27 protein-coding genes and 1 pseudogene are annotated in these 24,466 nt (G+C 31.8%); 17 read left to right on the forward strand and 11 right to left on the reverse strand.

Features of this window, described 5'->3' with window-relative positions; genetic code table 11:
* Nucleotides 1-650: 650 nt before the first annotated feature.
* Both CN946_RS16480 and CN946_RS16485 read left to right on the forward strand, forming a co-directional pair.
* The gene (locus CN946_RS16480) at nt 651-866 is read left to right on the forward strand and encodes a hypothetical protein (protein ID WP_098862147.1); all 216 of its coding nucleotides are present in this window, start codon (nt 651-653) and stop codon (nt 864-866) included.
* 47 nt (nt 867-913) lie between these two features.
* Entirely contained in the window at nt 914-1,471 is a 558-nt protein-coding gene (locus CN946_RS16485; RefSeq protein WP_098862148.1) for a hypothetical protein, read from the forward strand.
* 476 nt (nt 1,472-1,947) lie between these two features.
* On the opposite strand, the pseudogene CN946_RS16490 reads toward CN946_RS16485, so the two are convergent.
* A pseudogene (locus tag CN946_RS16490) lies at nt 1,948-2,766 on the reverse strand (IS110 family RNA-guided transposase); the annotation flags it as partial.
* A gap of 12 nt (nt 2,767-2,778) precedes the next feature.
* Nucleotides 2,779-3,075, reverse strand: a complete 297-nt coding sequence (locus CN946_RS23860; protein ID WP_286133959.1) for a hypothetical protein — start codon at nt 3,073-3,075, stop codon at nt 2,779-2,781.
* Nucleotides 3,076-3,467: 392 nt separating this feature from the next.
* Here CN946_RS23860 and CN946_RS16495 point away from each other — a divergent pair, with 392 nt between their 5' ends.
* Nucleotides 3,468-4,019 (forward strand): hypothetical protein, encoded by a 552-nt coding sequence (locus CN946_RS16495; protein WP_098862149.1) that lies wholly within the window; start codon nt 3,468-3,470, stop codon nt 4,017-4,019.
* A gap of 339 nt (nt 4,020-4,358) precedes the next feature.
* On the opposite strand, the gene CN946_RS16500 is transcribed toward CN946_RS16495, so the two are convergent.
* Nucleotides 4,359-4,922, reverse strand: coding sequence for a GNAT family N-acetyltransferase (locus tag CN946_RS16500; RefSeq protein WP_098862150.1), 564 nt, complete (start codon nt 4,920-4,922; stop codon nt 4,359-4,361).
* Nucleotides 4,923-5,282: 360 nt separating this feature from the next.
* Nucleotides 5,283-6,170: a Vgb family protein gene (locus tag CN946_RS16505; RefSeq protein WP_098862151.1), complete on the reverse strand. Its 888-nt coding sequence runs from the start codon at nt 6,168-6,170 to the stop codon at nt 5,283-5,285.
* Nucleotides 6,171-7,167: 997 nt separating this feature from the next.
* Between CN946_RS16505 and CN946_RS16510 the strand changes: the two genes are divergently transcribed.
* Complete coding sequence (locus CN946_RS16510; RefSeq protein ID WP_098862152.1) at nt 7,168-7,866, forward strand: YoaK family protein; 699 nt, start codon at nt 7,168-7,170, stop codon at nt 7,864-7,866.
* Between the two features lie 40 nt (nt 7,867-7,906).
* Here the strand turns inward: CN946_RS16510 and CN946_RS16515 are convergent, their stop codons facing one another.
* Together CN946_RS16515 and CN946_RS16520 are read right to left on the reverse strand one after the other, a co-directional pair.
* On the reverse strand, nt 7,907-8,611 hold the full coding sequence (locus CN946_RS16515) for a DUF554 domain-containing protein (RefSeq protein ID WP_098862153.1): 705 nt from the start codon (nt 8,609-8,611) through the stop codon (nt 7,907-7,909).
* 26 nt (nt 8,612-8,637) lie between these two features.
* Complete coding sequence (locus CN946_RS16520) at nt 8,638-9,612, reverse strand: NAD(P)H-quinone oxidoreductase (protein ID WP_098862154.1); 975 nt, start codon at nt 9,610-9,612, stop codon at nt 8,638-8,640.
* Between the two features lie 218 nt (nt 9,613-9,830).
* Between CN946_RS16520 and CN946_RS16525 the strand changes: the two genes are divergently transcribed.
* The 3 genes from CN946_RS16525 (at nt 9,831) to CN946_RS16535 (ending at nt 11,427) form a co-directional block, all read left to right on the forward strand.
* On the forward strand, nt 9,831-10,397 hold the full coding sequence (locus CN946_RS16525; RefSeq protein WP_286133960.1) for an RNA polymerase sigma factor: 567 nt from the start codon (nt 9,831-9,833) through the stop codon (nt 10,395-10,397).
* Entirely contained in the window at nt 10,372-10,890 is a 519-nt protein-coding gene (locus CN946_RS16530) for a hypothetical protein (RefSeq protein ID WP_098862156.1), read from the forward strand. Before CN946_RS16525 ends, CN946_RS16530 begins: the two co-directional genes overlap by 26 nt.
* A gap of 69 nt (nt 10,891-10,959) precedes the next feature.
* Nucleotides 10,960-11,427, forward strand: coding sequence for a hypothetical protein (locus CN946_RS16535; protein WP_176547354.1), 468 nt, complete (start codon nt 10,960-10,962; stop codon nt 11,425-11,427).
* 77 nt (nt 11,428-11,504) lie between these two features.
* Here CN946_RS16535 and CN946_RS16540 read toward each other — a convergent pair whose 3' ends face one another.
* Complete coding sequence (locus tag CN946_RS16540) at nt 11,505-12,017, reverse strand: GNAT family N-acetyltransferase (RefSeq protein WP_098862157.1); 513 nt, start codon at nt 12,015-12,017, stop codon at nt 11,505-11,507.
* 520 nt (nt 12,018-12,537) lie between these two features.
* Between CN946_RS16540 and CN946_RS16545 the strand changes: the two genes are divergently transcribed.
* The 5 genes from CN946_RS16545 to CN946_RS16570 all read left to right on the forward strand — a co-directional run bounded on the left by CN946_RS16545 (nt 12,538) and on the right by CN946_RS16570 (nt 17,480).
* Nucleotides 12,538-13,368, forward strand: a complete 831-nt coding sequence (locus CN946_RS16545) for an alpha/beta hydrolase (protein WP_098862158.1) — start codon at nt 12,538-12,540, stop codon at nt 13,366-13,368.
* A gap of 65 nt (nt 13,369-13,433) precedes the next feature.
* A complete protein-coding gene (locus CN946_RS16550) occupies nt 13,434-14,621 on the forward strand; it encodes an ATP-grasp domain-containing protein (protein ID WP_098862159.1) in 1,188 nt (395 codons plus the stop codon).
* Nucleotides 14,622-14,638: 17 nt separating this feature from the next.
* Nucleotides 14,639-15,379 (forward strand): esterase family protein, encoded by a 741-nt coding sequence (locus CN946_RS16555; protein WP_098862160.1) that lies wholly within the window; start codon nt 14,639-14,641, stop codon nt 15,377-15,379.
* Between the two features lie 738 nt (nt 15,380-16,117).
* The gene (locus tag CN946_RS16565) at nt 16,118-16,669 is read left to right on the forward strand and encodes an HNH endonuclease (RefSeq protein WP_098862162.1); all 552 of its coding nucleotides are present in this window, start codon (nt 16,118-16,120) and stop codon (nt 16,667-16,669) included.
* A gap of 304 nt (nt 16,670-16,973) precedes the next feature.
* Entirely contained in the window at nt 16,974-17,480 is a 507-nt protein-coding gene (locus CN946_RS16570; RefSeq protein ID WP_176547356.1) for a hypothetical protein, read from the forward strand.
* 194 nt (nt 17,481-17,674) lie between these two features.
* On the opposite strand, the gene CN946_RS16575 is transcribed toward CN946_RS16570, so the two are convergent.
* A complete protein-coding gene (locus tag CN946_RS16575; protein WP_098862164.1) occupies nt 17,675-18,514 on the reverse strand; it encodes a tyrosine-type recombinase/integrase in 840 nt (279 codons plus the stop codon).
* Nucleotides 18,515-18,699: 185 nt separating this feature from the next.
* Here CN946_RS16575 and CN946_RS16580 point away from each other — a divergent pair, with 185 nt between their 5' ends.
* The 3 genes from CN946_RS16580 to CN946_RS16590 all read left to right on the forward strand — a co-directional run bounded on the left by CN946_RS16580 (nt 18,700) and on the right by CN946_RS16590 (nt 19,903).
* Nucleotides 18,700-18,855 (forward strand): hypothetical protein, encoded by a 156-nt coding sequence (locus tag CN946_RS16580; RefSeq protein WP_176547355.1) that lies wholly within the window; start codon nt 18,700-18,702, stop codon nt 18,853-18,855.
* 155 nt (nt 18,856-19,010) lie between these two features.
* Nucleotides 19,011-19,514 (forward strand): barstar family protein, encoded by a 504-nt coding sequence (locus CN946_RS24115; RefSeq protein ID WP_483295399.1) that lies wholly within the window; start codon nt 19,011-19,013, stop codon nt 19,512-19,514.
* Between the two features lie 149 nt (nt 19,515-19,663).
* A complete protein-coding gene (locus CN946_RS16590) occupies nt 19,664-19,903 on the forward strand; it encodes a hypothetical protein (RefSeq protein ID WP_098862166.1) in 240 nt (79 codons plus the stop codon).
* A 583-nt stretch (nt 19,904-20,486) separates the two neighbouring features.
* Here the strand turns inward: CN946_RS16590 and CN946_RS16595 are convergent.
* Nucleotides 20,487-20,687, reverse strand: coding sequence for a cold-shock protein (locus CN946_RS16595; protein ID WP_098861363.1), 201 nt, complete (start codon nt 20,685-20,687; stop codon nt 20,487-20,489).
* 208 nt (nt 20,688-20,895) lie between these two features.
* Here CN946_RS16595 and CN946_RS16600 point away from each other — a divergent pair, with 208 nt between their 5' ends.
* Nucleotides 20,896-21,147, forward strand: a complete 252-nt coding sequence (locus tag CN946_RS16600) for a hypothetical protein (protein WP_141546934.1) — start codon at nt 20,896-20,898, stop codon at nt 21,145-21,147.
* A gap of 233 nt (nt 21,148-21,380) precedes the next feature.
* On the opposite strand, the gene CN946_RS24050 is transcribed toward CN946_RS16600, so the two are convergent.
* The gene (locus CN946_RS24050) at nt 21,381-21,551 is read right to left on the reverse strand and encodes a DUF6678 family protein (protein ID WP_353616201.1); all 171 of its coding nucleotides are present in this window, start codon (nt 21,549-21,551) and stop codon (nt 21,381-21,383) included.
* A 15-nt stretch (nt 21,552-21,566) separates the two neighbouring features.
* Entirely contained in the window at nt 21,567-21,701 is a 135-nt protein-coding gene (locus CN946_RS23865) for a hypothetical protein (RefSeq protein ID WP_286133961.1), read from the reverse strand.
* Between the two features lie 466 nt (nt 21,702-22,167).
* Here CN946_RS23865 and CN946_RS16605 point away from each other — a divergent pair, with 466 nt between their 5' ends.
* Nucleotides 22,168-24,441, forward strand: a complete 2,274-nt coding sequence (locus CN946_RS16605; RefSeq protein WP_098862168.1) for a DEAD/DEAH box helicase — start codon at nt 22,168-22,170, stop codon at nt 24,439-24,441.
* Nucleotides 24,442-24,466: the final 25 nt, after the last annotated feature.

Raw genomic sequence — 24,466 nt, forward strand, 5'->3', positions numbered from 1 at the left:
TTTTAAAACCATTTGGGTAGGGTGATTTGACAGTTTCGTTCATATCAGTTGAATAAAAAAATTGAAAATTCTATGGAAAGAGGTAAAAATCCCCCAAATTACAAATTACGTTTCTCTTGATATAGTAATAAAAAATAGAGTTTATACTTGATATATTTTTTAGAGGTAATAAATCGTGATTAATTGGAAATCTGCATTTCAGGAGATTTAGATGAATGATGAGAAAGAAGAGAAATAATTGAAAAAAAATTTGATTTTACTATTATTAACAATTGGAATGGCTCTTACTATCTACGATTTCTTAATTCATAATGAAGTTATATATTTGGTATCACATTTGTGCATAGGATTTGGTATCCTTTTAAATACTATTTCTTTATTTAAACACAAAATGTCCAAATCAATTTTTATTTTTTAATTATTAATTTTTCCATTTTTTTATTGTTTGATGCTTTTAGACTTGGAGAGATAATAATTAAAATCTAACTAACGCATGCATTAGTTTAACAACGTGATCGACTTTTTAGTCGATTTTTTTTATGTGAAAATGGAGTTTGTTTCCTTAAAACGTTGTAATTTTTTTATTAATAAATTTAAAAATAATATGATAATATTTGAGTAAATAAAATTGGTTTAACTTGGAGAAAAAAATGAGATATAAACACAGATTTGCGCTTAATGAAGGGAATAAAAAGATCGAATTCTTTCTAAAATCACATGAAATTTTCTTTGATAATTCTTACGGAATTGTTGTTTTTGAAGTATTTGAAGATAATGAACATTGGGAGGAAATAAAACAAATCACCGATCGGTACGACATACCATCTTTAGTTCAACCAATGAGTTTAATAATGCTAAATGGCTAAGCGTAAGAAGTAAATGGAGATGGGAATACCCTCAACCAGAGGGAGATATGGCGTATAAACACATTACCTTCAATGATGAAAATTTATGTGATAGTTGTGGTTGTGGTCTAGTCCAAAAAGACAGTTTTAGAATGAAAAAGTCACCTAAATGGTCTAGTAAGAATTTTCTTATGCTTAACTGGATTGAAGATGAATTATTTATTAGTAGTAAAGCGAAGGACGAATTGCAAAAGAGTAAACTAAAAGGTTTTGATTTTTATGAAGTTAAAAAAAATGCCAAAGATAATGTAATACTTGATGATGTACACCAACTGTATATTAATGATCAACTTAAACCTGGAATGTTAGAAGATAGTGATACAATAGCAAATACAATACGCTGTAATAAATGTGGAGGAACCAAATTTATTTATAGCGGAAAAGGGTTTAAATATCAGAAAAGTGTATTTGAAAATGTAGATGTAGACATTATTAAGTCTGCTGAAACATTTGGCGACGGTCATATGTGTGCAAGGTTAATTTTCATTTCTCAAGATTTTTTCCAGTTAGTTAAGAAAAATAAGTTAGATAGAAATTTGGAATTCGAACCAATTTTATTGATTTAATAGAGTATATGCTGGTAGGTTTATAAAAAAATCTTATTCAACTGATATGAACGAAAATGTCAAATCACCATACCCAAATGGTTTTAAAATTAGGGTTTTATCTGTTTTTGGACAGACTTATTGTAAGACTACCAACTTAGTTTTTTTCAAAACTGGTTAACTAAGTCTGTGAAAAATCTTTCTAAATAATTTAGAAAAGTAGTATTTAGTTTTCAAAGATAAAGAATAGTTATCCTTAAAATCTTGGCACGAAGGCAAAAATATTAACGGTGGTTTACAGTCTGATATGCGTGGGTTGGTTACCACATTTCATTCTATCCGTTACGGAGCTGCCTCGGACTAACGGCGTACGTTCAGTTATTATACCTAGTACATAGTTGAACAAGAGGGTTCTCCTTGCCGGATTTGCCTCCGAGCCAAAATTTCAATCTTTTTAGACTCTATTAAATTAATATTTTTTAGATGAAATTTAGTTTTTAAGCTACTTTTGGATTAGTTAATTGTGACTCTTCGATACTACAACCAATTGCCCATATAAATCCAAGTAATTCTCGAGCGACTGCGACTACTGCGAATTTACCAGTTTTTCCTCTAGAAGTGATTCGATTATATTTTAAATTGAGACGGTGTTGCGCTTTCCAGGATATTCTCTGTGCTTCAATTGGTTGACCAATTTGTCTTTTCTTTAATTCACCTTTGAGAGATGGACGATGACGATAAGACCAGGAACATTCTACTAAAGCACGACGAATGTGAGAATTTCCAACTTTCGTTATAGAACCTTGCCAACGATTTGATCCACTAGAGTATTCTTTAGGGACTAAGCCTGAATAAGACATTAATTGTCTTGGATTTGAAAAACGAGAGAACGATCCTATTTCAGCAACGAGTGTAACAGCTGTGATTTCGGCAACGCCTCTAAGTGTTTGAAGTGCTTGAATGACTGGTGCATGTTCGCTCTTAATCGCTTCCTCATGAATTTGGGTTTCAATCCGTTTCATTCTTTCTTCAACTTCGTAAATAGAATGAAAATATTCTTGGAAAACAATTCGTAATGCAGGTTTTTCAAATGTAAGTGAATTTAACCAAGTACGATATTTGACCGTCCAATTCTTAACACCTTGAGGCGGTCGTATTTCATGACGAAGTAGGAAATGCACTAATCTTTGACGTACTCTTTGTAAATCTTCCCTAGTATCAAAGCGAGCACGAATTAAATCTCTCAATGCTTCATGAGTTTCATCTGGTACCCATACAGAAGTTAGTTCACCAGCTCGAAGAAGTTGAGCTAAACGTAATGAATCTTTTCAGTCTGTTTTCACACGATCTCCAGCACGTCTAGGAATAAGAGTTGGTGCAACCACAATACATTCGATATCCATTGATAATAGTTGACGGAAAATACTATAACCGCAAGAACCAGCTTCGTAACAGACTAGTAATTTTTCAGGGTCACCTAACTTTTTGAAAAGTTTACGAATACTTTCAGGGGTATTTTGAATATTACCATGAAATCTTGGCTCCCCTCGTCCTTCTTCAGCAATACCAACAGAAATAATCTCCTTTGAAACGTCTAAACCAACAAATTTTTGACTATCCTTCATAATACACGGCTCCTTTTGTTTGTAGCTCTACATTTGGTTTTGGTAGGCTTTTTGAACACTACCATTATTGCCAACTGCAACCTACGTTAAGCAAAATGGAGCCGTTTCGTTCATTATGACTAACGCACTGCGATTCTTCAATAGAAGATCGCATTTTTTATTCAACAAAATGGAAGTAAATTCTGATGAAGAAGAAGTATTTGAAATTGAAGGAAATAATATTGCCTAACGAAAACATAACGGAGTAAGGCGTTAGGCGAACATAGAAAACGTACTTCTCGATTTGCACTGTCCTTGCGTGGTCAGAAAAGTAGAATTATGAAAGATAAAGCTGGTAAATAGTGTAAAATAGAGTGGATGAACGAACTGAGTATAATGAAGGGGGGAGATAGATGCAAAAAAGTCGAGTTTACCTTAGTTTATTGTTGGTCAGCATCCTATTATTAACTGGATGCACATCGTCAAAATCAGATGTGAAGGGTGAGGACAAGAACATCGCGCACATTAAAAGTGTTCTTACGCACCAGTTTACGAGTGATCCTGAGCTCATCAAACACATTGAATCGGGCGATAGTGCAACGATTGTGGGTAGTAATGGGAAGGTAACTCAACCAAGTAGCCCATCCCCACTTGAAACATATTACAAAAAGATGTATGGTGATTATTTCACCGCAAAAGCGTATGATGTGTTTGTTGCTGCTCACGCGTTTAAGTATACGATGACCGCGGAAAATCGCGGCTATACGATCAGCGAGAGTGACGTAAAAGCGAGTGAAGTCAAAGGAAGCAAAGGCGACTACGATTTCACGGTCAATTTCGTTGCGAAAAAAGATGGTGAAATTGATAAACCATTCACCGTGACAGGCCGTGCAAGCGTGAATAGCAACGGCAAGATCACGTACATGCGTTACGATGACGGGGATTTCTTCAAAGCGATGCAATAAGGCTATGCCTTATTGGAAAAACCTTCGATATTACCGAAAAATGCATGGGGAAGATACAGTATGAAAACGAAAAGAAGTGCCTATGTGACATTTCTTTTTTTCGTTAGACTCTGGGAAACTAATAAGTTGATTTTTACCTACTAAAACAGATTGTTCTGACCAAATAGTTTTTTTAATGCAAATGCAACTAACGAATTGCTTAAATAGAGCCTTCTATTTCTTTATCCATATTTTATATACGATTTGACTGAATAACAAAAGGAACTTCGTTTCATGCGAAGTTCCTTTTTCCTTATACAACTAAAACATTAGTTATACAATAGATTTTAAAATTTTAGTCTAAATTACCTTTGCATAGATGCAGGTATCAGTTAGTTTTTTACCGTCAGCTGAAAGATCTTCATTACGTAATATCCCTTCAAGCTCAAAACCTAGTTTTTCAGGGATCGAACGACTTTTAGTGTTATTAGAATCACATCGTATTTCAATTCTTCTAAATTTAAGTAGCTGAAAGCCAAGTTCTGTTAACTCACTAACTACTTCTTTCATATATCCATTGCCACTAAATTGTGTGTTAATCCAGTATCCTATTTCACATTTAGCAATCTTCCAATTAATTCCGTGAAGGCTAGCAGTTCCAATAAAATCATTAGTATCCTTATGATAGATAAGATAGCGAAAGCTTTCTCTTTTCAAAAAATCTATATGGGCATTCCTCAGAATAATTTCCGTTTCTTCAACAGTAGGAATTGATTGGAATAATAGCAACCATTGTTTTAACTCACTAATTGAATCCTTAATAGCTTGGTTTACTACATTCCCTTCACCGGCTTGAAGAGGTGCTCGAAGAATTAGTCTGTCTGTTTCTATTTGTAACGGAACATCTAATAAAATAGGATTCATATAATTTCCCCTCTCGAAAACTTTAAATTATGTCCTAATGAAACTTATATAATAAAAAACTTTCACTCCCACAGAAATAATTCTTGAGAGAGAGTTACAATTTCGCGGTACCACCTCAGTTTGTTGATATGTCACCATATCATCTTCTTCGGGTACGTTACTATAATAAATAAGTTTGCTGCTCCTTCTAATGCATGCCAGGTATATCCAGAATCACGACACATTTTCTTACAACGAAGTATCATTTGCTTGATACACGGCAATACAGTATAACTGATCTCCAATATATAGGTATAATACGAGAGTTCCCAATTCAGTTTTCATTTTAATATATTTAACAAGCTAACTACATACCTCTTATTATATCAAGGTTAATTTTCCGATTTTGTTACATTCTAATGCGAACCAAACGGCTCCATCCTTGTCACAAACAATTCCGTGAGGTTCTGCATTAGGTGTTTTAATTGTGTATTCCACAATTTCATGGTCTCTAGTCAATCTTCCTATTTTATTTGAACCCCATTCAGTAAACCATAAATCAAATTCTTCTCCAACAGCAATAGCATGGGGGCGTGCATTCGGTGTAGGGATATCATATTCTATTATCTCACCAGAATAAGAGATTCTCCCTATCTTATTCCCAATTATTTCTACAAACCAAAGTGCATCATCATTTCCTCTTGTTATGCCTACAGGTCCTGATGCGGGTGTAGGAATTGGAAATTCCATTAAATCTCCAGATTCCGTTATTTTACCAATAGCATTGTTTTGGTTTTCAGTGAACCAAAGTGAGTTATCAGATCCTAGTGTAATAAAAGAAGGATATGAGCCTTTGTTAGGTAGTTCATATTCATGAATCTTCCCTTCTGTAGTCAATTTTCCAATCCGATTTCCATTCATCTCAGTAAACCAGATATCCCCATTTTGTCCTTCTGTAATTCCATACGGGGCTGAATTTGGATGCGGCAAAGGATATTCTGTTATTAGACCACTTGTAGAGAGCTTTCCTATTTTGTTGGCTCCATGTTCCGTAAACCAAATATCTCCTTTTGAAGATACTGTTAAACACATTACTCTAGCATTAGGTGTGGGAACAGTATACTCATGAAAATGTCCATTTTGATCAAAACAACTAATTTTGTTTGCTTTATGCTGAGTAAACCATATTTTCCCATCATGCGAAACAGCTATCCCATATGGACCTGAATCAGAAAATGGAATATTTATTTCTTGCAGATCAAATTTCATTTTAGCTCCTCCATTAAAGATTGCCTTAAACTTACATATAATTTACATTTTAAAACTTCTACACATTAATAAGCTCTATTTTCCAGCTCAAAAAAGCTCTTTATAATGGTATTTATATCCAATTATTTAATTTCAACAATTTATAAATTTTCCCTTTAAATTATTTAACTCTACTACCAATTAACGTAATGCATGAGTTGAGTTAGAACAATTAATAAAAGCACACCGAAGCAGCTTAACGGTTGTTCGATTAATGCAATGTTTTATTTGAAAATCATAAGCAGCTAATGAACGGCCTTTTTTATTCAACAAAATAGTTTACTTGCAAAAGGATTCTTTTAAATTCTGTGTTAAAAAGTTAGAATTCCCCCAAATTTCAGTAATCGATTGCAAGTGTATAATTAAAATATACTTTTAATTTTTTAGACAAAGAGGAGAGGGAATAATATTTAATTAAGTAACCGTTTTTTTAAGAACAGGGTTAAGCCTATTGCAATTACTCAGATGATACTTTTAATTCCTTACATAGTACTTATTGTATTTTCTTTAAAATCATTTCCTGTTAATTTTTTCTATTCCGGACTTATAGGAATAATTATGGCGGCAACCATGTTTTTATCGGAGATAGAGAATTATATTTTAAAAAAGAAAAGTTGGTCAATTGGCTTCTTTGTTTTATCGGTAGTTATAATTTTAGTTGCAGCACAAAGCTTTTATATATCACAACTACTTAGATACTAAAAAGTAGTGCTGTAAGTTATGTAACTAACACAGTGCATTAGTTCGATAAGAGTCCTAAAGGTTGTCTAAATTGACAGCCACTTTTTTATTTCAAAAATCAACTTTTTAATTTAACAGAGCCATTTTAAAAAATCAATTAACCCAAGTGTGAAATTGATTCTTTTTTATGTAATTGTTGGATTATTGTTCACATTTATTTACATAATAAGTGTGTTATGATTGTGCTTAGTTTAGTAATAGAAGTAGGAGAACTAGATTGAAATCTAAACAAAAAATAATTCCATCATTATCATCAAATTCAGTCTATCTTGGTTTATTATTAGCTTTAGTAGGTGGTTTTTTAGATGGGTATACTTTTATTAGTAGAGATGGTGTATTTGCCAATGCACAAACGGGAAATCTTGTTCTTTTGGCAATAAATCTATCATTTGGAAATTGGAAAAACTCTGTGGATTATGTTTTACCTATTATAGCCTTTATTCTAGGGGTGTTAGTTGCTGAATCCGCTAAACATCCACGTTTAAGAGAACTATTATACAGCTATAGACGATCAATTCTTTTATTAGAATGTAGTGTATTATTGATTGTAGGATTATTACCTAGTAGTGTACCTAATATAGTTGTAACAGTTTGCATCTCCTTTGTCTCATCATTACAAATTTCAACCTTCACTCATTTAGATAAATGGACATACAATTCAACTATGACAACCGGCAATATTAGAATTGCTTCACAAGCAGCATATACAGCTTTTGTAAATCATGACAAAGAAGCAAAAACAAAATTTAAAGAGTTTCTTGTTATTATCCTTTCCTTTTCATTTGGTGCATTGTTTGGGAGTCTTTCCACAAAATATATTGGGAATCAAGCTGTTTGGATTGCTGCAGGAGTATTAATAATAGCGTTAATCTTATATCACAAAGACAAAGGTTATTTTAGAAAGAAACTCCATTAATTTAAAAATGAGCCCATTTTTGGGGCTCATTTTAGTAATCTTATTTGAAAAACTGAATGAAACAAACAATAATAAGTGCAAATAAAATAGAAGGTAACATATTACCAATTTTTATTTTTACTAAACCTAATGAATTTAAACCAAGAGCAATTAATAAAATTCCTCCTGTACCTGAGATTTCTGCAATAATTGAATTTAATAAATGCTGAGTTACTAGATTCGGTACAAATGAGGCAAAAATGGCAATGAATCCTTGATAGATTAAAACTGGGACAGCAGAGAACAATACGCCAATGCCAAGTGTTGAAGTTAAAATGATCGATAGAAAACCGTCCATCATTGATTTTGTATATAGAATTTCATGATTATGACGAAGTCCGCTATCTAGAGCCCCAAGTATAGCCATCGCACCAACACAGAATAATAAAGTCGAAGTAATAAATCCTTTAGAAATAGAACCTTCGTTTTTAGATTGAACTTTACTTTCGATAAATAGACCTAGTTTATCTAATTTAGCTTCGATATCTAACCATTCACCTAAAACTGCACCTAATGATAAGCTGAAAACAACAATTAGAATTTGATTTGTTTTCATTGCTAACGTAAATCCTATGACAATAATTACGAGAGAAATTGACTGAGTTACTAGGTTTTTCATTCGATCTGGAATTCTTTTAATAAATAAACCTAGTAAAGAGCCAAAAATAATAGCTGCTGCATTAACAATTGAACCGAGTAGTACCATGATTATCCCCTTTAACTTACATATAATTAATCTATTTTTAAGACTATTTTTCCGATATTTAAATTGTTTTCCATTCGTGTATGAGCTTCATTCACTTCATGCCAGCTATACACTGTATCGATAATCGGTTTTATTTTTTTATTCGTAAAAAGTGGTAAGACATCTTTTTTAAATTGATTCGTTAAATAGATTTTTTGCTCAAGTGTTTGTGAACGCAAAGTACTCCCTATAATGGAAATTCTCTTTGTCAAAAGTGGTAATAAGTTCACATCGTTCACTTTAACTCCACCCATTGTACCAATCAAAATGAGCCTTCCATTAGTATTTAATGATTGTAAGTTTAGATGGAAATAAGATGCACCAATAAAATCTAAAATGACATCTACACCTACATGTTCAGTAACTTTTTCGACTACAGTTTTAAAATCTTCATTTTTATAGTTAATCACATGATTTGCACCTAAATCAGTACAAGCTGCGAGTTTCATTTCATTTCCAGCCGTAACGATTGAACTTGCACCAAATTCTCTTGCAAGCTGAATTGCAGCGGTCCCAACACCACTAGCTCCGGCATGAATTAATACAGTTTCATTTTCTTTTAATCTACCTAATTCAAATAAATTTAAGTAAGCTGTCAAAAACACTTCGGGTATAGCTGCAGCCTCTTCGAACGATAAATGATCCGGAATTGAAATTGCTAAATCTGAAGGAATGGAAACATACTGCGCATAACCTCCACCTGGCAATAAGCTACAAACACGATCTCCAACTTTCCAATTTGTAACATTAGCCCCAACTTGTTCAACAATCCCGGCCATTTCTAGACCTAAAATAGGTGATGCACCATTTGGTACGGGGTACTTACCATGTTTTTGAAGTAAGTCAGCTCGATTAATAGCCGTAGCATGAACTTTAACAAGTAGTTCATTCTCACCTAAAACAGGCATATGATAATCGTCAATAAATAAATGCTTTGATTCATCAATTTGAACTGCCTTCATTCTAAAAAACCTACCTTTAATTAAGTTAATTCTTATCATACTATATAACTAATCGAAAGAATATTTTAAAAACTCGGATAGATGAAATTTGTCTATTTTCTTAACATAATTCCTATTCATTTTTTTAAAAGGAATTTTATAGAAAAAATTTTAAAAAACTCCGAACTATAATCTGTTTTTAAGTGTATATAGAGTAAATGGTGAAAGGAGGAGGACTAGTGCCTGAAAGAATTGACAAAGATTGTTTAGAAGAATTGTTTAATAATCACTCGTCATTGGTGTATCGTACTGCTTACTTTTTAACTAAATCAAAAGTAATGGCAGATGATATTACGCAAGAGACGTTCATTCGTATCATAAAAAAATTCCATCTGTTTGATCAAACTAAAGCTATTGAACCTTGGATTTATCGAATGACAGTAAATATCACCCGTAATATGATACGTAAACAAAAAATTAAGAAACTTTTCGGCATTCATTATGATGTTCTAACTGAAAATGAAGTTGAACAATCGATTTTAAAAAATGAAATGGAAGATCATCTATGGAAAGAGATAAACTTATTACCACAGAAGAGTAAAGAAGTGATAGTTCTTCATTATTATTTAGAACTTAAATTAGATGAACTGGCGGACTCTTTAAATATTCCGATCGGTACATGTAAATCAAGGCTTAATTATGCACTGACAAAATTAAGAAATCGTTTATCGAAAAACGAGCTGTTTAAAGTAGAACAAAAACTGAAAGGGGGAGAACTTAATGGTGGAAAACAATCCCATTTCTGAAATTAAACACACTCTTCAGAAGAAATTAGATCAACATAACCCTTCCGTCATTTATGATCATATATGGAATAAGGCTAATCCTAATAGGGGATATAATCGAATTCGAAAACCGTTTGTTTCAGTTGGGATTCTTTTGTTTCTTGCATTTACAATTTATTATTTTAACTCTCCTATTAAAAACGCGCTAAAGGAAGACATAGGTATTAAAAATGAATCTAAAAGTACTTCTGCTGATGTAAGTATTGGACTATTAATTGTAAACGGGGCTCAATATCGGTTTGAAGGAGTTTTACATAATAAGGAAATTACACTTAAAGACCAAATTGGTGTAGTACAAGAAGTTGTTAAAGATCATACGATTCCTAAAGTCAATTTTTCGTCTAATATGTTAAAGGTTGGCGATAAAATTTATTTGACGAATGAGGACCAAAAATTCATTATTGTAAAACAAGAGGACGGAACAATCTTAAAGTTTTTAAAAATTGAAAAATGATTGATTGACTGTTTAAAATAAAATTCGAGTCATATTTATAGTCCAATTTGAAAATAGGGAGTGTTCAAAATGACAAAATGGTTAAGTGCAGCGATACTTTTTTTCTTTCTCATTTTCACTGGATGTTCAGCAAATAATGGTATGAAAGGTAATAAGCCACCAAAAACAATGGTTCAAGTCGAGGATCAAACATATGATACGAAGTTAGGTACTTATTGTTGGCAATCGAATGGACAGGGAGAATGCGTTGATACGGCTGGACCGGTCGAACTGCTAAAGGGGAAAAAGCCGATTGAAGTAAAACCAGGCGAAAACGTTAAAGTTATAATGAATTATAATCCTAAACCAAGTGAAATCCACTTAACTCAATTTAATAATAATAAGGAAAGTGAAATAGTAGTAGTGAAGAATCAATTTTCAGCACCTATTAATAAAGGAGTATATTATTATTCATATGGAGTATATTGGATGGATAAAAAAGATGAGCACTTATCACATGGCGATGCCTTCTATGCTTTTGCTTTAGAGGTAAAATAGAACGCTTTTCGATCGAATAAGAAAGGGTATGTTTTAAAAAATATTGTTCAAAACATACCTTTTATAGATTACTAATTTTATTCTTCTGTAGGATTCTTTGGTCCATCAAGATCTAATTGATAAAAGGACAGGTCAAGCCATCTATTAAATTTATAACCTGCCTTTTTAATTGTACCTGAATATACAAATCCAAAGTTTTTATGCATGGCAATACTTTTTTCATTATCTGCATCAATTCCAGCAATTAAAGTCATATACTCTCTTTCTTTGGCAATAGAGATTAATTCTTTCATTAATGAAGTGGCAATACCCTTTTTTCTGTATTCACTATTTACATATACTGAATGCTCAATCGAATATTTATAGGCCGGCCAAGCTCGAAAAGGACCAAATGTAGCAAATCCAACGACTTTTTGATCAAGTTCGAAGACGAGTATTGGAAACCCTTCAACCATCTTTTGTTCAAACCAAATTTGTCTGCTATCAAGCGATTGTGGTTTATATGTATAAACAGAAGTTGTATTAAGAATGGCATCATTATAAATTTCTAAAATGTCGATTAAATCATTTTGAGTAGCTTCTCTAATCATTTTTTCTTTCCCCCATATTTAATTTATTATCTCTTATTATTTTAGAACTTTTTAGACAAACCGTAAAATTGAAAATGATATTTGTTCCTATAGATCGGCTTGTTCAAATGATAATCCCAATTATTAATTGTTCATAGCTTATATTATAAACCTTGTTTCCTTAGTAAACTATCTTCCAATAGTGTGAAATCGAGGATATTCATTTACCAGTTATCCTCTATATCATTAATTGACTTAATTGTTCAAGAAGGAATCTAATCTATTTTCGTTGAATTAATTACAAATGATTTTTCAGACTATGTGTTAACCTGTTGGAAAAACATTATTTAGGTAGCTGGTTAGAATGTAAGTTTAATTGATTTAGAGTTAATAAAGAAATTAGAACAAATAGTTTATAAAGTTATTGAAGAGTTCTCTTCACTTCCTAGTGTGATTTATATTTATCAAACACTTATTTAATAGAAGAACTTAAGCAGTTGTATTTTTCTAAAGGTAAGTTTAAAGGAGCGAGGAAGTTAAAATGAATCAATCCTATTTTTATTTAAAACTAGAAACACATCAATTACATATGGCTTATAAAAATGAAAAACGTCGCGTGCGTGTTTTATTGCCGAAAAATTATGAAGAAGACCTAGATAAAAATTATCCAGTTGTCTATATGCATGATGGTCAAAATATTTTCTATAGTAGTGAATCTTATAGCGGATATTCATGGAAAGTGATTCCGGCAATTAAACTAAACCCTGATTTACCGAGGATGATTGTTGTTGGAATCGATAACGGTGGACAAGATCGAATTAATGAATATACACCTTGGAAAATTACTGAAAGCCCACTTCCTGAAGATTATGAACTAGGTGGGAAAGGCGTGGAGTTTGCTAATTTTGTCATGACAGTCGTGAAGCCGTTTATCGATAAGCAATATCGAACTAAATCGGATAAATATCATACAGCGGTGATTGGTAGTTCGCTAGGAGGAAATATTTCTGCTTTTATGGGTGTTGAATATAAAGATCAAATTGGTGGTTTAGGTATTTTTTCTTTAGCCAATTGGATTACAAGTAAAGCATTTGATCATTATATAGCAAGTGAAGAGTTGGATCCTGAACAACGAGTGTATATTCAAGTTGGTACTCAGGAAGGCGATGATACCGATCGTCAATTGATGTATGGAAATATGAAGCAGGCATATATCGATTGCTCGCTTAAGTATTATAAACAACTAATAAAAGGCTCTGTTCCTATTGATAGCATTTGTTTAAATATTTTTGCAGATGAAGTACATGATGAAAAAGCTTGGGCAAAGCACTTACCAGAATGTTTACGTTTCTTAAGTGAGAAATGGTCTTAAATGAACTGATTAAAGATATTTGACTTAAATTAGATAACTATTACTTTTTATAAAGGAGCAATTTTATGAATTATATTTTGATCTCTCCATATTATCCAGAGAATTTTCAGTCATTTGCTCATCGTTTAAAAGCAGCAGGTGTTAATGTATTAGGTATTGGCGAAGAGCCATATGACCAATTAGGTCCCAAATTACAAAACGCTTTAACAGAATATTATCGTGTGAATAATTTAGAAGACCTAGATGAAGTGAAACGAGCTGTCGCATTTTTATTTTATAAACATGGTCCGATTGATCGCATTGAATCCAATAACGAACACTGGTTAGAACTTGATGCGAAGTTGCGTGAGCAATTTAATGTATACGGTAATAAACCAAGTGACTTGAAAAAAGTTAAATATAAATCTGAAATGAAAAAGCTGTTTAAAAAAGCAGGGGTGCCTGTTGTAGACGGAAAAGTCGTTAAAACTAAAAATGAGTTAACGAAAGCCATTGATGAATTAGGTTTGCCAGTTATTGCTAAACCGGATAATGGTGTTGGTTCGGCTGCAACATTTAAATTATGTTCAGAAGAGGTTGTACGCAATTTTGAAGAAGTATGGGATGAAGAACAGGTCTACTTCATTGAACCATATGTCGAAGGCGGGGTACTTTGTACATTTGATGGTTTAGTCGATCAGAAAGGGAATATTGTTTTCCAAACAAGCTTTACATATAATGTGCCAACTCTGGAACTTGTAAAAGGTCAGTTGGATTTAGCTTATATTATTCAAAAAGAAATTGATCCAAAGCTTGAATACTATGGTAAATCAATTGTAAAAGCTTTTGGGATGAAAGAACGCTTTTTCCATATTGAATTTTTTAAATTAGAAGATGGGGATTATGTTGCACTTGAATATAATAACCGCTTAGCTGGTGGCTACACGATAGATATGTATAATTTCGCGTACTCTATTGATTTATTTGATCAGTATGCTTCTATAGTGACAGGTGGGAAAATTAAGGAATCCGATGGCGAAAACCAGTATTGTGTCGGTATAACACAGCGTGATGCGTATGAGTATAACCACGACACAAATGCTATTTATGAACGATTTGGCGACAGTGTAAAATTTGAAAAGCGTATTCCAGATGCGTTTGCGGAACTACAAGGTAATCAATTTTATGCGATTAATGCAGATTCTCAGGAAGAAGTTGATGACATCATTAGTTTCGTACATGAACGAAAAAATTGCAGCATTGTAAACGTATAAGGATAGGAGATTTATTTATGAATATAGAACATTTAAGCCATTGGAGTGGGGAATTAGGACGCGAAATGCAGTTGAACAGATATGGACACAGTGGCATGCCAATCCTAGTTTTTCCTTCTTCTGGGGGGACTCATTTTGAATACTATAATTTTGGAATGATTGATGTGTGTCATGACTTTATTGAATCTGGAAAAGTTCAGTTTTTTACACTGTCTACTATAGATAGTGAAAGCTGGCTACACGACTCAAAATCGGTACATAACCGTGCATTAGCCCATGAAGCATATGATCGATATGTGATTTCAGAAGCTATTCCATTTATTAAACATAAAACAGGTTGGTTTGATCCAATGATGACAACGGGTTGTAGTATGGGGGCATATCATGCGTTGAACTTTTTCCTAAGACATCCGGATGTCTTCCAAACAACCGTTGCACTTAGCGGTGTTTACGATGTGCGTTTCTTTTTCGGGGACTACGGAAATAATCCCCTTGTATACGAAAATTCACCAAGTGATTACATATGGAATCAAAATGACGGGTGGTTTATTGATCGATACCGTTCAGCAGATATCATAATTTGTACCGGACGGGGAGATTGGGAACAAGACGGACTACCTTCATATTTTACATTAAAAGAAGCCTTTGAAGAAAAACAAATTAAAGCATGGTTTGATGAGTGGGGCGGGGATGTTTCGCATGACTGGGTTTGGTGGCGAAAACAAATGCCGTATTATATAGGAGAATTATTTAAATAAAATGTCAGAAATATGATTGTCAGTTTATTCTTATGCATGTTCATAATATTGAAAATGGATGTTTCCCAGTATTAGGTTATAATTATCTTTCTTAAATTTACAATAGGGGAACTAAATATTGAAAAAAATATATTGTGCAGTCGGTTCGGAAGATGAGATAAGGGCAAGGGGAAAAATATTATTTCGCAAAGAATTTTTTGAGATAAAAGGTAATATATTTCAATCGGGTTTTTACTATAAACTAGCAAAATATCGAAAAGTTTATTACTCGAATATTGATTACATTAATTATTCACAAAAGCTTCTAACATTTAAAATAGAATTTAAATGTCTAGATGGGACTGACGTCAAAGATGTTTTTATTAGTCGATTGTTTAAAAGGAGACTTCTTAAAAACTTATCTAAGAGGTATTTACGAATAAATTTTCTTTAGGGTTTGTACGGTTATCAAAGATTTTAGACAGAATAGAAAACCAAAAATGTAGTTATCTATAAAAAGGCGGATTCAACAATATAGAATCCGTCTTTTTAGTTTAACTATGCGATTTCATTTTAATATAATACCTTTGATATTTTCTGAGATAAATATTCAATTCTGGCGATCAAGTTGTTCAAATAACTCTTGCTTCAGTTGGACGAGGGACGAAATGCTATTAACTTATTAAAAATTAGTATGTATAGGAAATAGTCTTCAATAGAAATATAGTAATAAATGAGTCAAATAGAGGAGTACCATTATTGGATAAAGCAAATATAATTGCAAAAGTTTGTGATCTAATTGAATCTGGGAAGAAAGCATTAGGGGAGGAACTACTAAATTCCAATTATCCATTTAAAAAAACTGAATACGTAAAAAGGAATTATTCAAAAGCTGATATGTTAAGCATTTTTATAAGGGATAGGTTCATAGATCGTTATAGCGGAGATAAGGTATTATTACCACCGGTACTTAGAATACTATCAGAAATCTATCCTAATGAATTTCCTTTCCATCCAAATTGGAAATACAATGAATGTCATCCGGCATATTGGGATTTACTACCTACAATCGATCATATTACACCAGTTTCATTAGGTGGGAAAAATGATAAAGAAAATTTAGTTACTACTTCAATGAAAAGGAATAGTGCAAAGTCTAATTTTACTTTAAAGGATCTTGGTTGGGATTTACATCCACCTGGAAATTCAGAAGATTGGGATGGGAAACTTAGTTGGTTTCTAGGAATGATAAAGGTCTATCCTTTTTTGTTGAAAATACCTTATATTAAGCAGTGGTATACCTACTGCTAAAAAATCTATTAGTAACTAAATGGAATAAATAAGTGGCCAGACCGGCTGCTTTTTTTATTTTGGTTCTTCTAAAGTTACTCATTTTTATACAACTAATTGGCAGGATAGTTTAATAAGAAAAGAAGGAAATGATGTTCATTTTATTGATATAAGTGTAATTAATTGTTGTGTATACCTATTGGTTTATTGAAAAAATATTCGCCATATGGGGAGAGGGAAAATATTAAACAAATTGTTTCAGCTAATTATATCTCAAGTGGCACAATACTTTTTGCATTAGGGAGGAAAAGCAATGAAATACTGTATGGAATTTGATGATACCAACTTTATTGGAATAGCTAACGCTGAACAAAATAAATCATTCGTGGATGAAGATTGGGAGTTTGATATTCTCCTAAACCATTTTGCATCTGAAATGAAAAAGGGACATATTTTGGTTTTTCAAATGACTGAAGAAGGTATTGAACATTCTTGGAAAGTTGACGTAAAAGTTGGAACAAAAGAAATTAGTCCTAAATGCTTTCGGAGGTCTGTAGGCTACATACGGGTAACAGATGATCAATTATTTTTGGTAGACTATGGATGCCTCACGATGGCAGCGCAGTTTGAAGATGAAAAAGTACCAGATAAAAATTGTTCAAATTATAGAATAGAGATTGATAGTGGCATATATAGGGTCGAATTTATTCAATTTTATAATGTTGATGAAGATGAATATATTGGAACAAATAACACAGACATTCTATTGAATTTCATAAAGGTATCCAACTTTGAACCGATAGTTGATAGTGTCTTTTGGTGTACATATTAAGTCAGTAGGCAATAAAAAAATATATTATGAAATCCATCAGGTCTACAATAAAATTCAGACTGTTGCTTATACAACTACCATGGAGTACGATATAAACTTCCATTCACTGTTGTGAATCTGAGGATTCATGGATAGCTAACGCATGCATTAGCCTTATAAGTATCCATTATTAAAAGGACCGTGCAGGTCCTTTTTTAAAAGTATTTGCAGTATTGATCTTGGCGTTGCTTTCCACTTAGTTTCGCATATATTCGTGTTGTTTCACTCTTTTCGTGACCTAATAAACTTTGGATTAATTCAAGTGGAGCTCTGTTATCCATTAAATGAGTTGCGTAACTGTGCCTTAGTTGGTGGGGAGAAATCTTTTTGTTAAACTCTGCATTTAAAGAAACCTCCTTAATTATATGGCGCGTTTGAGCAATACTTAACCGACGAGGTGCTCTTTCAGTTACAAATAATGCAGGATCTTCATCATGTCGTTCGTTTAAGTATCTAAATAACCAAATTTCAGCACGAATATTGAAGTATACTTCTCTTTCTTTATCACCTTTTCCTCGTACTATTACGGAGTGATTCGTCCAATTTATATCATTTTTATTTATTAAGACAATTTCGCCGATACGGCATCCTGATGAATACATAAACTCAATTATTGCATGTTCTCTTGGTGTATTACAAGCTTCCCGAAGGAGTTCAATTTCCTTAACAGTTAAGAATTTAGGAATTCTGGTTCCAGCTTTTGGTTCTTTTAGCTTTGAGGAGGGGTTACTATGAATTTCACCCTCTTCATGAGCCCAACGGAATAAAGATTTTATAAAACGAACTCGATGTGCTAGACTTGCAGGTTTTAACTTTTCTCCAACAAATACAAGATACTCTTTCAAAGCATCAGTATTGATCTGAGCAATGTTAATATCACCGAAATGTTTAATTAATAGTGTTGCCTGTATTTTATATGCTTTTAGAGTAGTTGTTGAGTATCCTTCAATTAACTTATCATTATAGTAACTTTTCCATGCTTTAGATAATAACATTAATGAATTCCCTCCAATAATAGGTGTTTTACCAGGCATTATTGACGAAATTCATGATTAAAATAGGTGGGTTAAAACTAGAAGGGGATCAAATTTTATTGCACTAAATGGCAGTATAGTTGCATAAGTATTTGGAATTTTATGGTAAAATATTAGTATTAGTAGATTATGAAGGGGATGAATTTATGAATAAATTACTTGGAACCTTTAAAAATATGTTTTTAGATTTATTTGCAATGGGAAAAGGCTTTATATATGGATTTGTAATGGTAGGATTGTTAGTTTTAATTGGAATCGCTTTATTATATGGATTTCTGTTTATAAAAAATATTGTATTTTAAACAACAACAAGATTATATTCTTATTCAACTAAAGCATGCGTAAGTGACATAAAAAAAGGATTGATTAATCATTCTTTTATTATGCTTTAGGGTTGTTTTGTAATGTACATTACATGGTAAAATTTATTAATTAGATAACGAAAGCTGGACATAAAATGAAAAAACATAGAAAAAAATATTGGACTCTATTACCACCTTTTTTATTAATTCTTATGCTTATAATGGTTTGTTTACCAAATCCAAAAACATTAATAATGCTCCATTATGCAGCTCCAGTTACTTTTTTTTACAAATTACAAGGTTCTATTTTATTGTTTTTTTTATTCTTCTTGCCTTATTTTATTGTTTTTCTATACATAATTGAAAAGAAAAAAACTGAAGCACCCACATTAATAGTTGATGTAACGAAAGTAAAAACTAACAAAGAATTGCATTCACTATTGAAAGAAAAACTGAAATTTCCAGATTATTATAATGAAAATTGGGACTCTTTTTGGGAGACCATTACTGGAGTCGTTGAGTTACCAAATAAAATAGAATTTGTTGGGTGGTCAGAATTGGTTAAAAGATTACCTGAAGATTCGAATATAATGAAAGAGTGTCTTCTAGAGCATAATCAGGAATTTCCCAATTGGAAATGTGAGTTCTTGTTCAACTAACGCATGCATTAGTTGAATAAAATTGGGTGCTGATCATCATCAGCTCTCAGTAAACGAAAGGAGAATATTGTATAAAGAATTTCACTTTATTCAAAAATCAATCCATTTCAAGAATAATTAAAGCTTTGCCTAAAAAATATGGGGAACAAATGAAGCCAAGCGATGAAGTTGTCTCTGCAATATATTATCAAAATGATAGATTTGTTGTTACCTCAACACATGCTATAAAAGGAATTGAAAAACTTGGGAATACGAATAATAAAAAAATTGTTATTGCCCATAATTTTACAGATGAAGCGATAGAGATTTTAAAAATAAATGAATTTAACCTAATACAATCTTCAAATTTTCCTTGGACTGATGATCGATGGAAAAAAAGTAATTTATAAAATCCCGTTTGTTCAACTAACTCATGCGTTAGTTCAATAAGAAAAATTAATGTTGTTGTAGTAAATGAGGTCATTTGTAGTACAAAAACAGGATAGAAAAAGCAGATATCATTTCCGCTTTTCTACCCTTCTTTTTTTTACATTATAATGTGTGACATTAAATACAAGCTCTTAATTATAAATATTTTCACTCAATTGCTTGACTTTTAATAAAATTTCATCGAACCAGTCTTGAAGTGCAATATTAAGGGGAGAGGTAGGCTAGCAAGTGGATTTATTCATACACCAATATTTGCTGAATTTATTACTTAATTGTGAGTACATTTAAATATTTCTACGAGAGTATGCCACGAAATGTAAGACCAGAATAAGTATGTCGTAAATTAAACTTAAATACAAATTTACTAGTAAATTTGTACATTCATTTTATATGGGCTATAATACCTTAAACCATTTTCTTTACTTGAGATACCTTTTGTGAACACCCTTATTCGATATGAATAAGGTTTTTTTATATGCATTTCTTTAATTAGGGTATAAAAAAAGACAGACCTTTTAAAAGATCTGTCTTTCTTTATAATTATTATGCTTTTTGAACGTTAGTCGCTTGAGGTCCACGTTGACCTGGCTCTACATTAAATGTAACAGCTTGACCTTCATCTAATGATTTGAAACCATCAGTTTGAATAGCTGAGAAATGGACGAATACATCATCTCCATTTTCACGCTCTATGAATCCAAAACCTTTATCTGCATTAAACCATTTTACTTTACCATGTTCCATTTTTGTTGCCTCCTTGTGTGGGTTACACACTTTGTAATTATATCATATAAACAATATATTTGTAGATAATAGAATTTTCAAAATACTTAAACTCGTATAAGTTGAAGACCCTTGAGCTGCTAATTGCAGTTTTTTTAATGTTTCTAATAGAAGGAATAATAAATTTTCATAACGAATTAAAGATAAAAAAGTAGAAATGGTTGTGTGATTGACGGAAGACTATAGAGATAACGATGATCTAGAGATATACAATACGGTGATTGAAGAATTAAAGATCAATCATCGCGTAAAAAGTATTAGCTTCCAAATTTCAAAGCCTATATCTCAAATAGATAGAGAAGGTGGGTTTACCTATCGTGTAAAGAAAGGGACTTTGAAGTTTGAAAGTGTTATTTATGCAAACATTCCTTATAGTTTTGAATGGGATGAATGGAGTGAATTTTACCGTTCAGCTGTGTAAGATAACTCTAATGTAATTGACAGAATACCTGTTAAAGCGAGAAAAAATAAAGATATAAAGCATATTTATTTAGGTATTGATTATGGTGTAGATTATAAAGAATTTGATATTGTTTGTTCTAATTATTACTTAACTTTAGATGATCAAGAATATATACTTCACGATGAATTTGATTGGTTATACGAGGAATAATCTTATTGAACTAACGCACTGCTTTAGTTCAATAAGAAATTTTATAGATAGTCAATAGGAGTACCAATTTCAACATAACCATAAACCCTAATCACACCATCAAGCACTTCCCCAGGAACGTGGATACTTTTTAGAATTTCTAAAACTTCATTCCTTATCTCTTCGTTCTCTGCCTTTATCTCTAACCATTCAATACACTTATAACCGCCAATTTTAAAATGATGATACTATTCACCATCCCAAGGACAAATGAATCCATTTTCAATGTCCTTTGTTCTCCATTGTCGATTGTTTGAGTAATCATAAATTGCTAACCTAATTTCATCCCACTTTGTATCATTCATTACTTCTTGATATTTCATTTTTATTCACCTCTATTCTTCTTATAAAAATGTATACCAAAGAGATTCCTTATTGAAGTAACCTGCCCTATAGCTCGATAAAAATAACCAAAGTACTTTTGCAAAGAAGTAATAAAAAATCAGACAGAATGCATTAGCCTTATATAAAATGTAAACCTATTTCCATTCAAACAGTTCTACCTATCTAACCAATAATTAAATTATCGGATCTATATTTTTTTATTAAATACTTGTTTAAGAACCAATTAGAACAAAATTTTAACTGAATAGATAGGATGTAATAATTTAATAAACTATAAGAACTAGTGTATGATTAGTAAATTACTATTAAAGTTTAACTTTGATCGTTAAGGAACGTTTTGTTTGTTAAAATGTTGTCCAAAATTTAAGGGAACTCACTAACGTAAAAAAAAGGACTAAAGAGAATTCTTTAAATATCAATTTAAAAATTAATAAGGTGAAATAAATGATTGTAAATACACTAAATGACGTAAATAAGTTAATTACAGAATGGCAAACTGCAATTGAAGCGGAACGAAATTATTTGAAATTTCATGGTGGGAGAAGTTACACCCTCTCTAAGGGGACTCCTCTATATCAAATTGGACAAAGTACGGTAATCTTGTTTACGATTTATGCAGAAATTTTTGTCCCAGAAGGAACGCCGGTTCGAATAAAAATAGAAAATCAAGAGTATCAAGGTGAATTATTGTCATTTAAAGGCTCTCAAGTTGAAATTAAAATAAATGAAAGAATTACTTCGACGATTCCATATGCGGAGCTTTTTAATGAACCATGGGAGCTACTAGATCAATTAATTGAAAGACTTGAGGAAATAAAAGATTATCGTAGTAAACAAAAAATGATTATGAAGCTAATAAATGCTGATTCTACTGCTAAACATTTAAGTAAAATGAAGAAAGAAAGTTCAAAAAAGCAGGAACTAATTTATCGTTCGTTTTATAATGCAACAACATATATTTGGGGACCACCTGGTACTGGAAAATCTTATAATTTAACTAATATTATTTTAAAACATTACGAAAAAAACAAGTCGGTTTTAGTAATTGCTCATTCTAATGCAGCAGTAGATGTTTTAATGAAAAATGTAATTCATGAATTAGAAGAGAAAGATAAATGGAAAAGTGGCGAGATTGTCCGCTATGGGTATACAAAAGATGAAGTGTTATTACAACACGAAGATGTCCTTTCTTCAAAGCTTGTTGAAGTAAATGGAAGTATAAATCAATATGAGTTGGAAAATTTAGATGAACGAAAGCACTCGATGCTAAGGAAAGCTAGAAGGGGTGCAGCCTCAAAAAAAGAATTAGATGATTTAAGTAAAATTCAAAATAAGTTAAATAAAATTCGAGGGGAAATTCGTGAAAAAGAAAAAGAATTGATTGATCAAGCAAAAGTGATTGGAACTACATTATCGAAATGTTCGATTGATCCTTTAATCTATTTACGACAGTTCGATTTAGTCATTGTAGATGAAATTAGTATGGCGTATACACCACAAATCGCTTTTGCTTCAACATTAGGGAAACGAATTGTTGTATGTGGAGATTTTAAACAATTGCCACCAATTGCAGCATGCTTTCATAATGAATATGTGAAAAAATGGCTACAAGAAGATTTATTTCACCATACTGGTATTGTACAAAAAATAGAAAATGGTGAGCCATTAATCAATTTAGTGTTATTGAATCAACAAAGGAGAATGCATCCGGCCATATCTGGATTTACAAATAATGAAATCTATCATTCATTGGTGTTTGATCATCCTTCTGTCAAAAAAAGAAAGGAAATCGCAAAACATAGACCATTTCCAATGCAAGCAAATAGTTTAATAAATTCACAATTTCTAAAAACATATGCTTTAAAAGATTCAAATACCAATTCTAGATATAATTTAGGTTCTGCGATTATTGCAATTCAGTGTATTCTTTCAAGTATAGTAGATGGGGTCAAGTCAATTGGAATTGTTACGCCATATAGAGCACAGGCAAAGTTACTTACGGCACTCCAAAAAGAGATTATCGGGAAAACAAAATATCGAGAATTACCAATACAAATCGCAACAGTTCACCGATTTCAAGGAGCGGAGTGCGACGTAATCATTTTTGATTCAGTTGATACGAAACCACAATATTCTCCTGGATTATTGCTAACAGATCAAAACAGTGAAAGATTAATTAATGTTGCTTTGACTAGAGCTCGAGGTAAATTTATTCATATTGCAGATATTCCATTTATAAAAAGTAAAACAAATTCAAAAAAGACGATAAATAAGTTAATTCATTTCCAAATAGATAATGAATACAAGGTGAGTAAAGAAGAGTTTGAGAAGGTTTTTTCAAAGAGTATATCAAAGAGGTTAAGACTGTTTTCAAATGATTCAATGGACCTGAAAAATGAATTAGTAAATGATCTAAAAAATGCTACTAAAAAAATAATTGTCGCCATGCCAAATTTATCTGAAATGTCTTTTGAAATTCGAAAACTTATCAATGAAGTTGAGATACCAATTCTATTTATAAGTGAAGCGCATTTTGAAAATCAAAAAAATAGAAGTTTTATTAAAAAAGATCAAGTACAACCTTTCATTATGATAGATAATGAACTTTTATGGTATGGAATTCCTTTGTCAAATGTTAGTTTAAACCAATCAAATAACTCCGCAAGATTGAATTGTCCTTTAACATGTCAAATATTAAAAGGATTTATAGACTATTAAAAGTTACATAGAAAGTATTCTATGT

Origin of the sequence: Bacillus sp. AFS053548 (assembly GCF_002575105.1) — a bacterium.
GTDB lineage: Bacteria > Bacillota > Bacilli > Bacillales > Bacillaceae_G > Gottfriedia.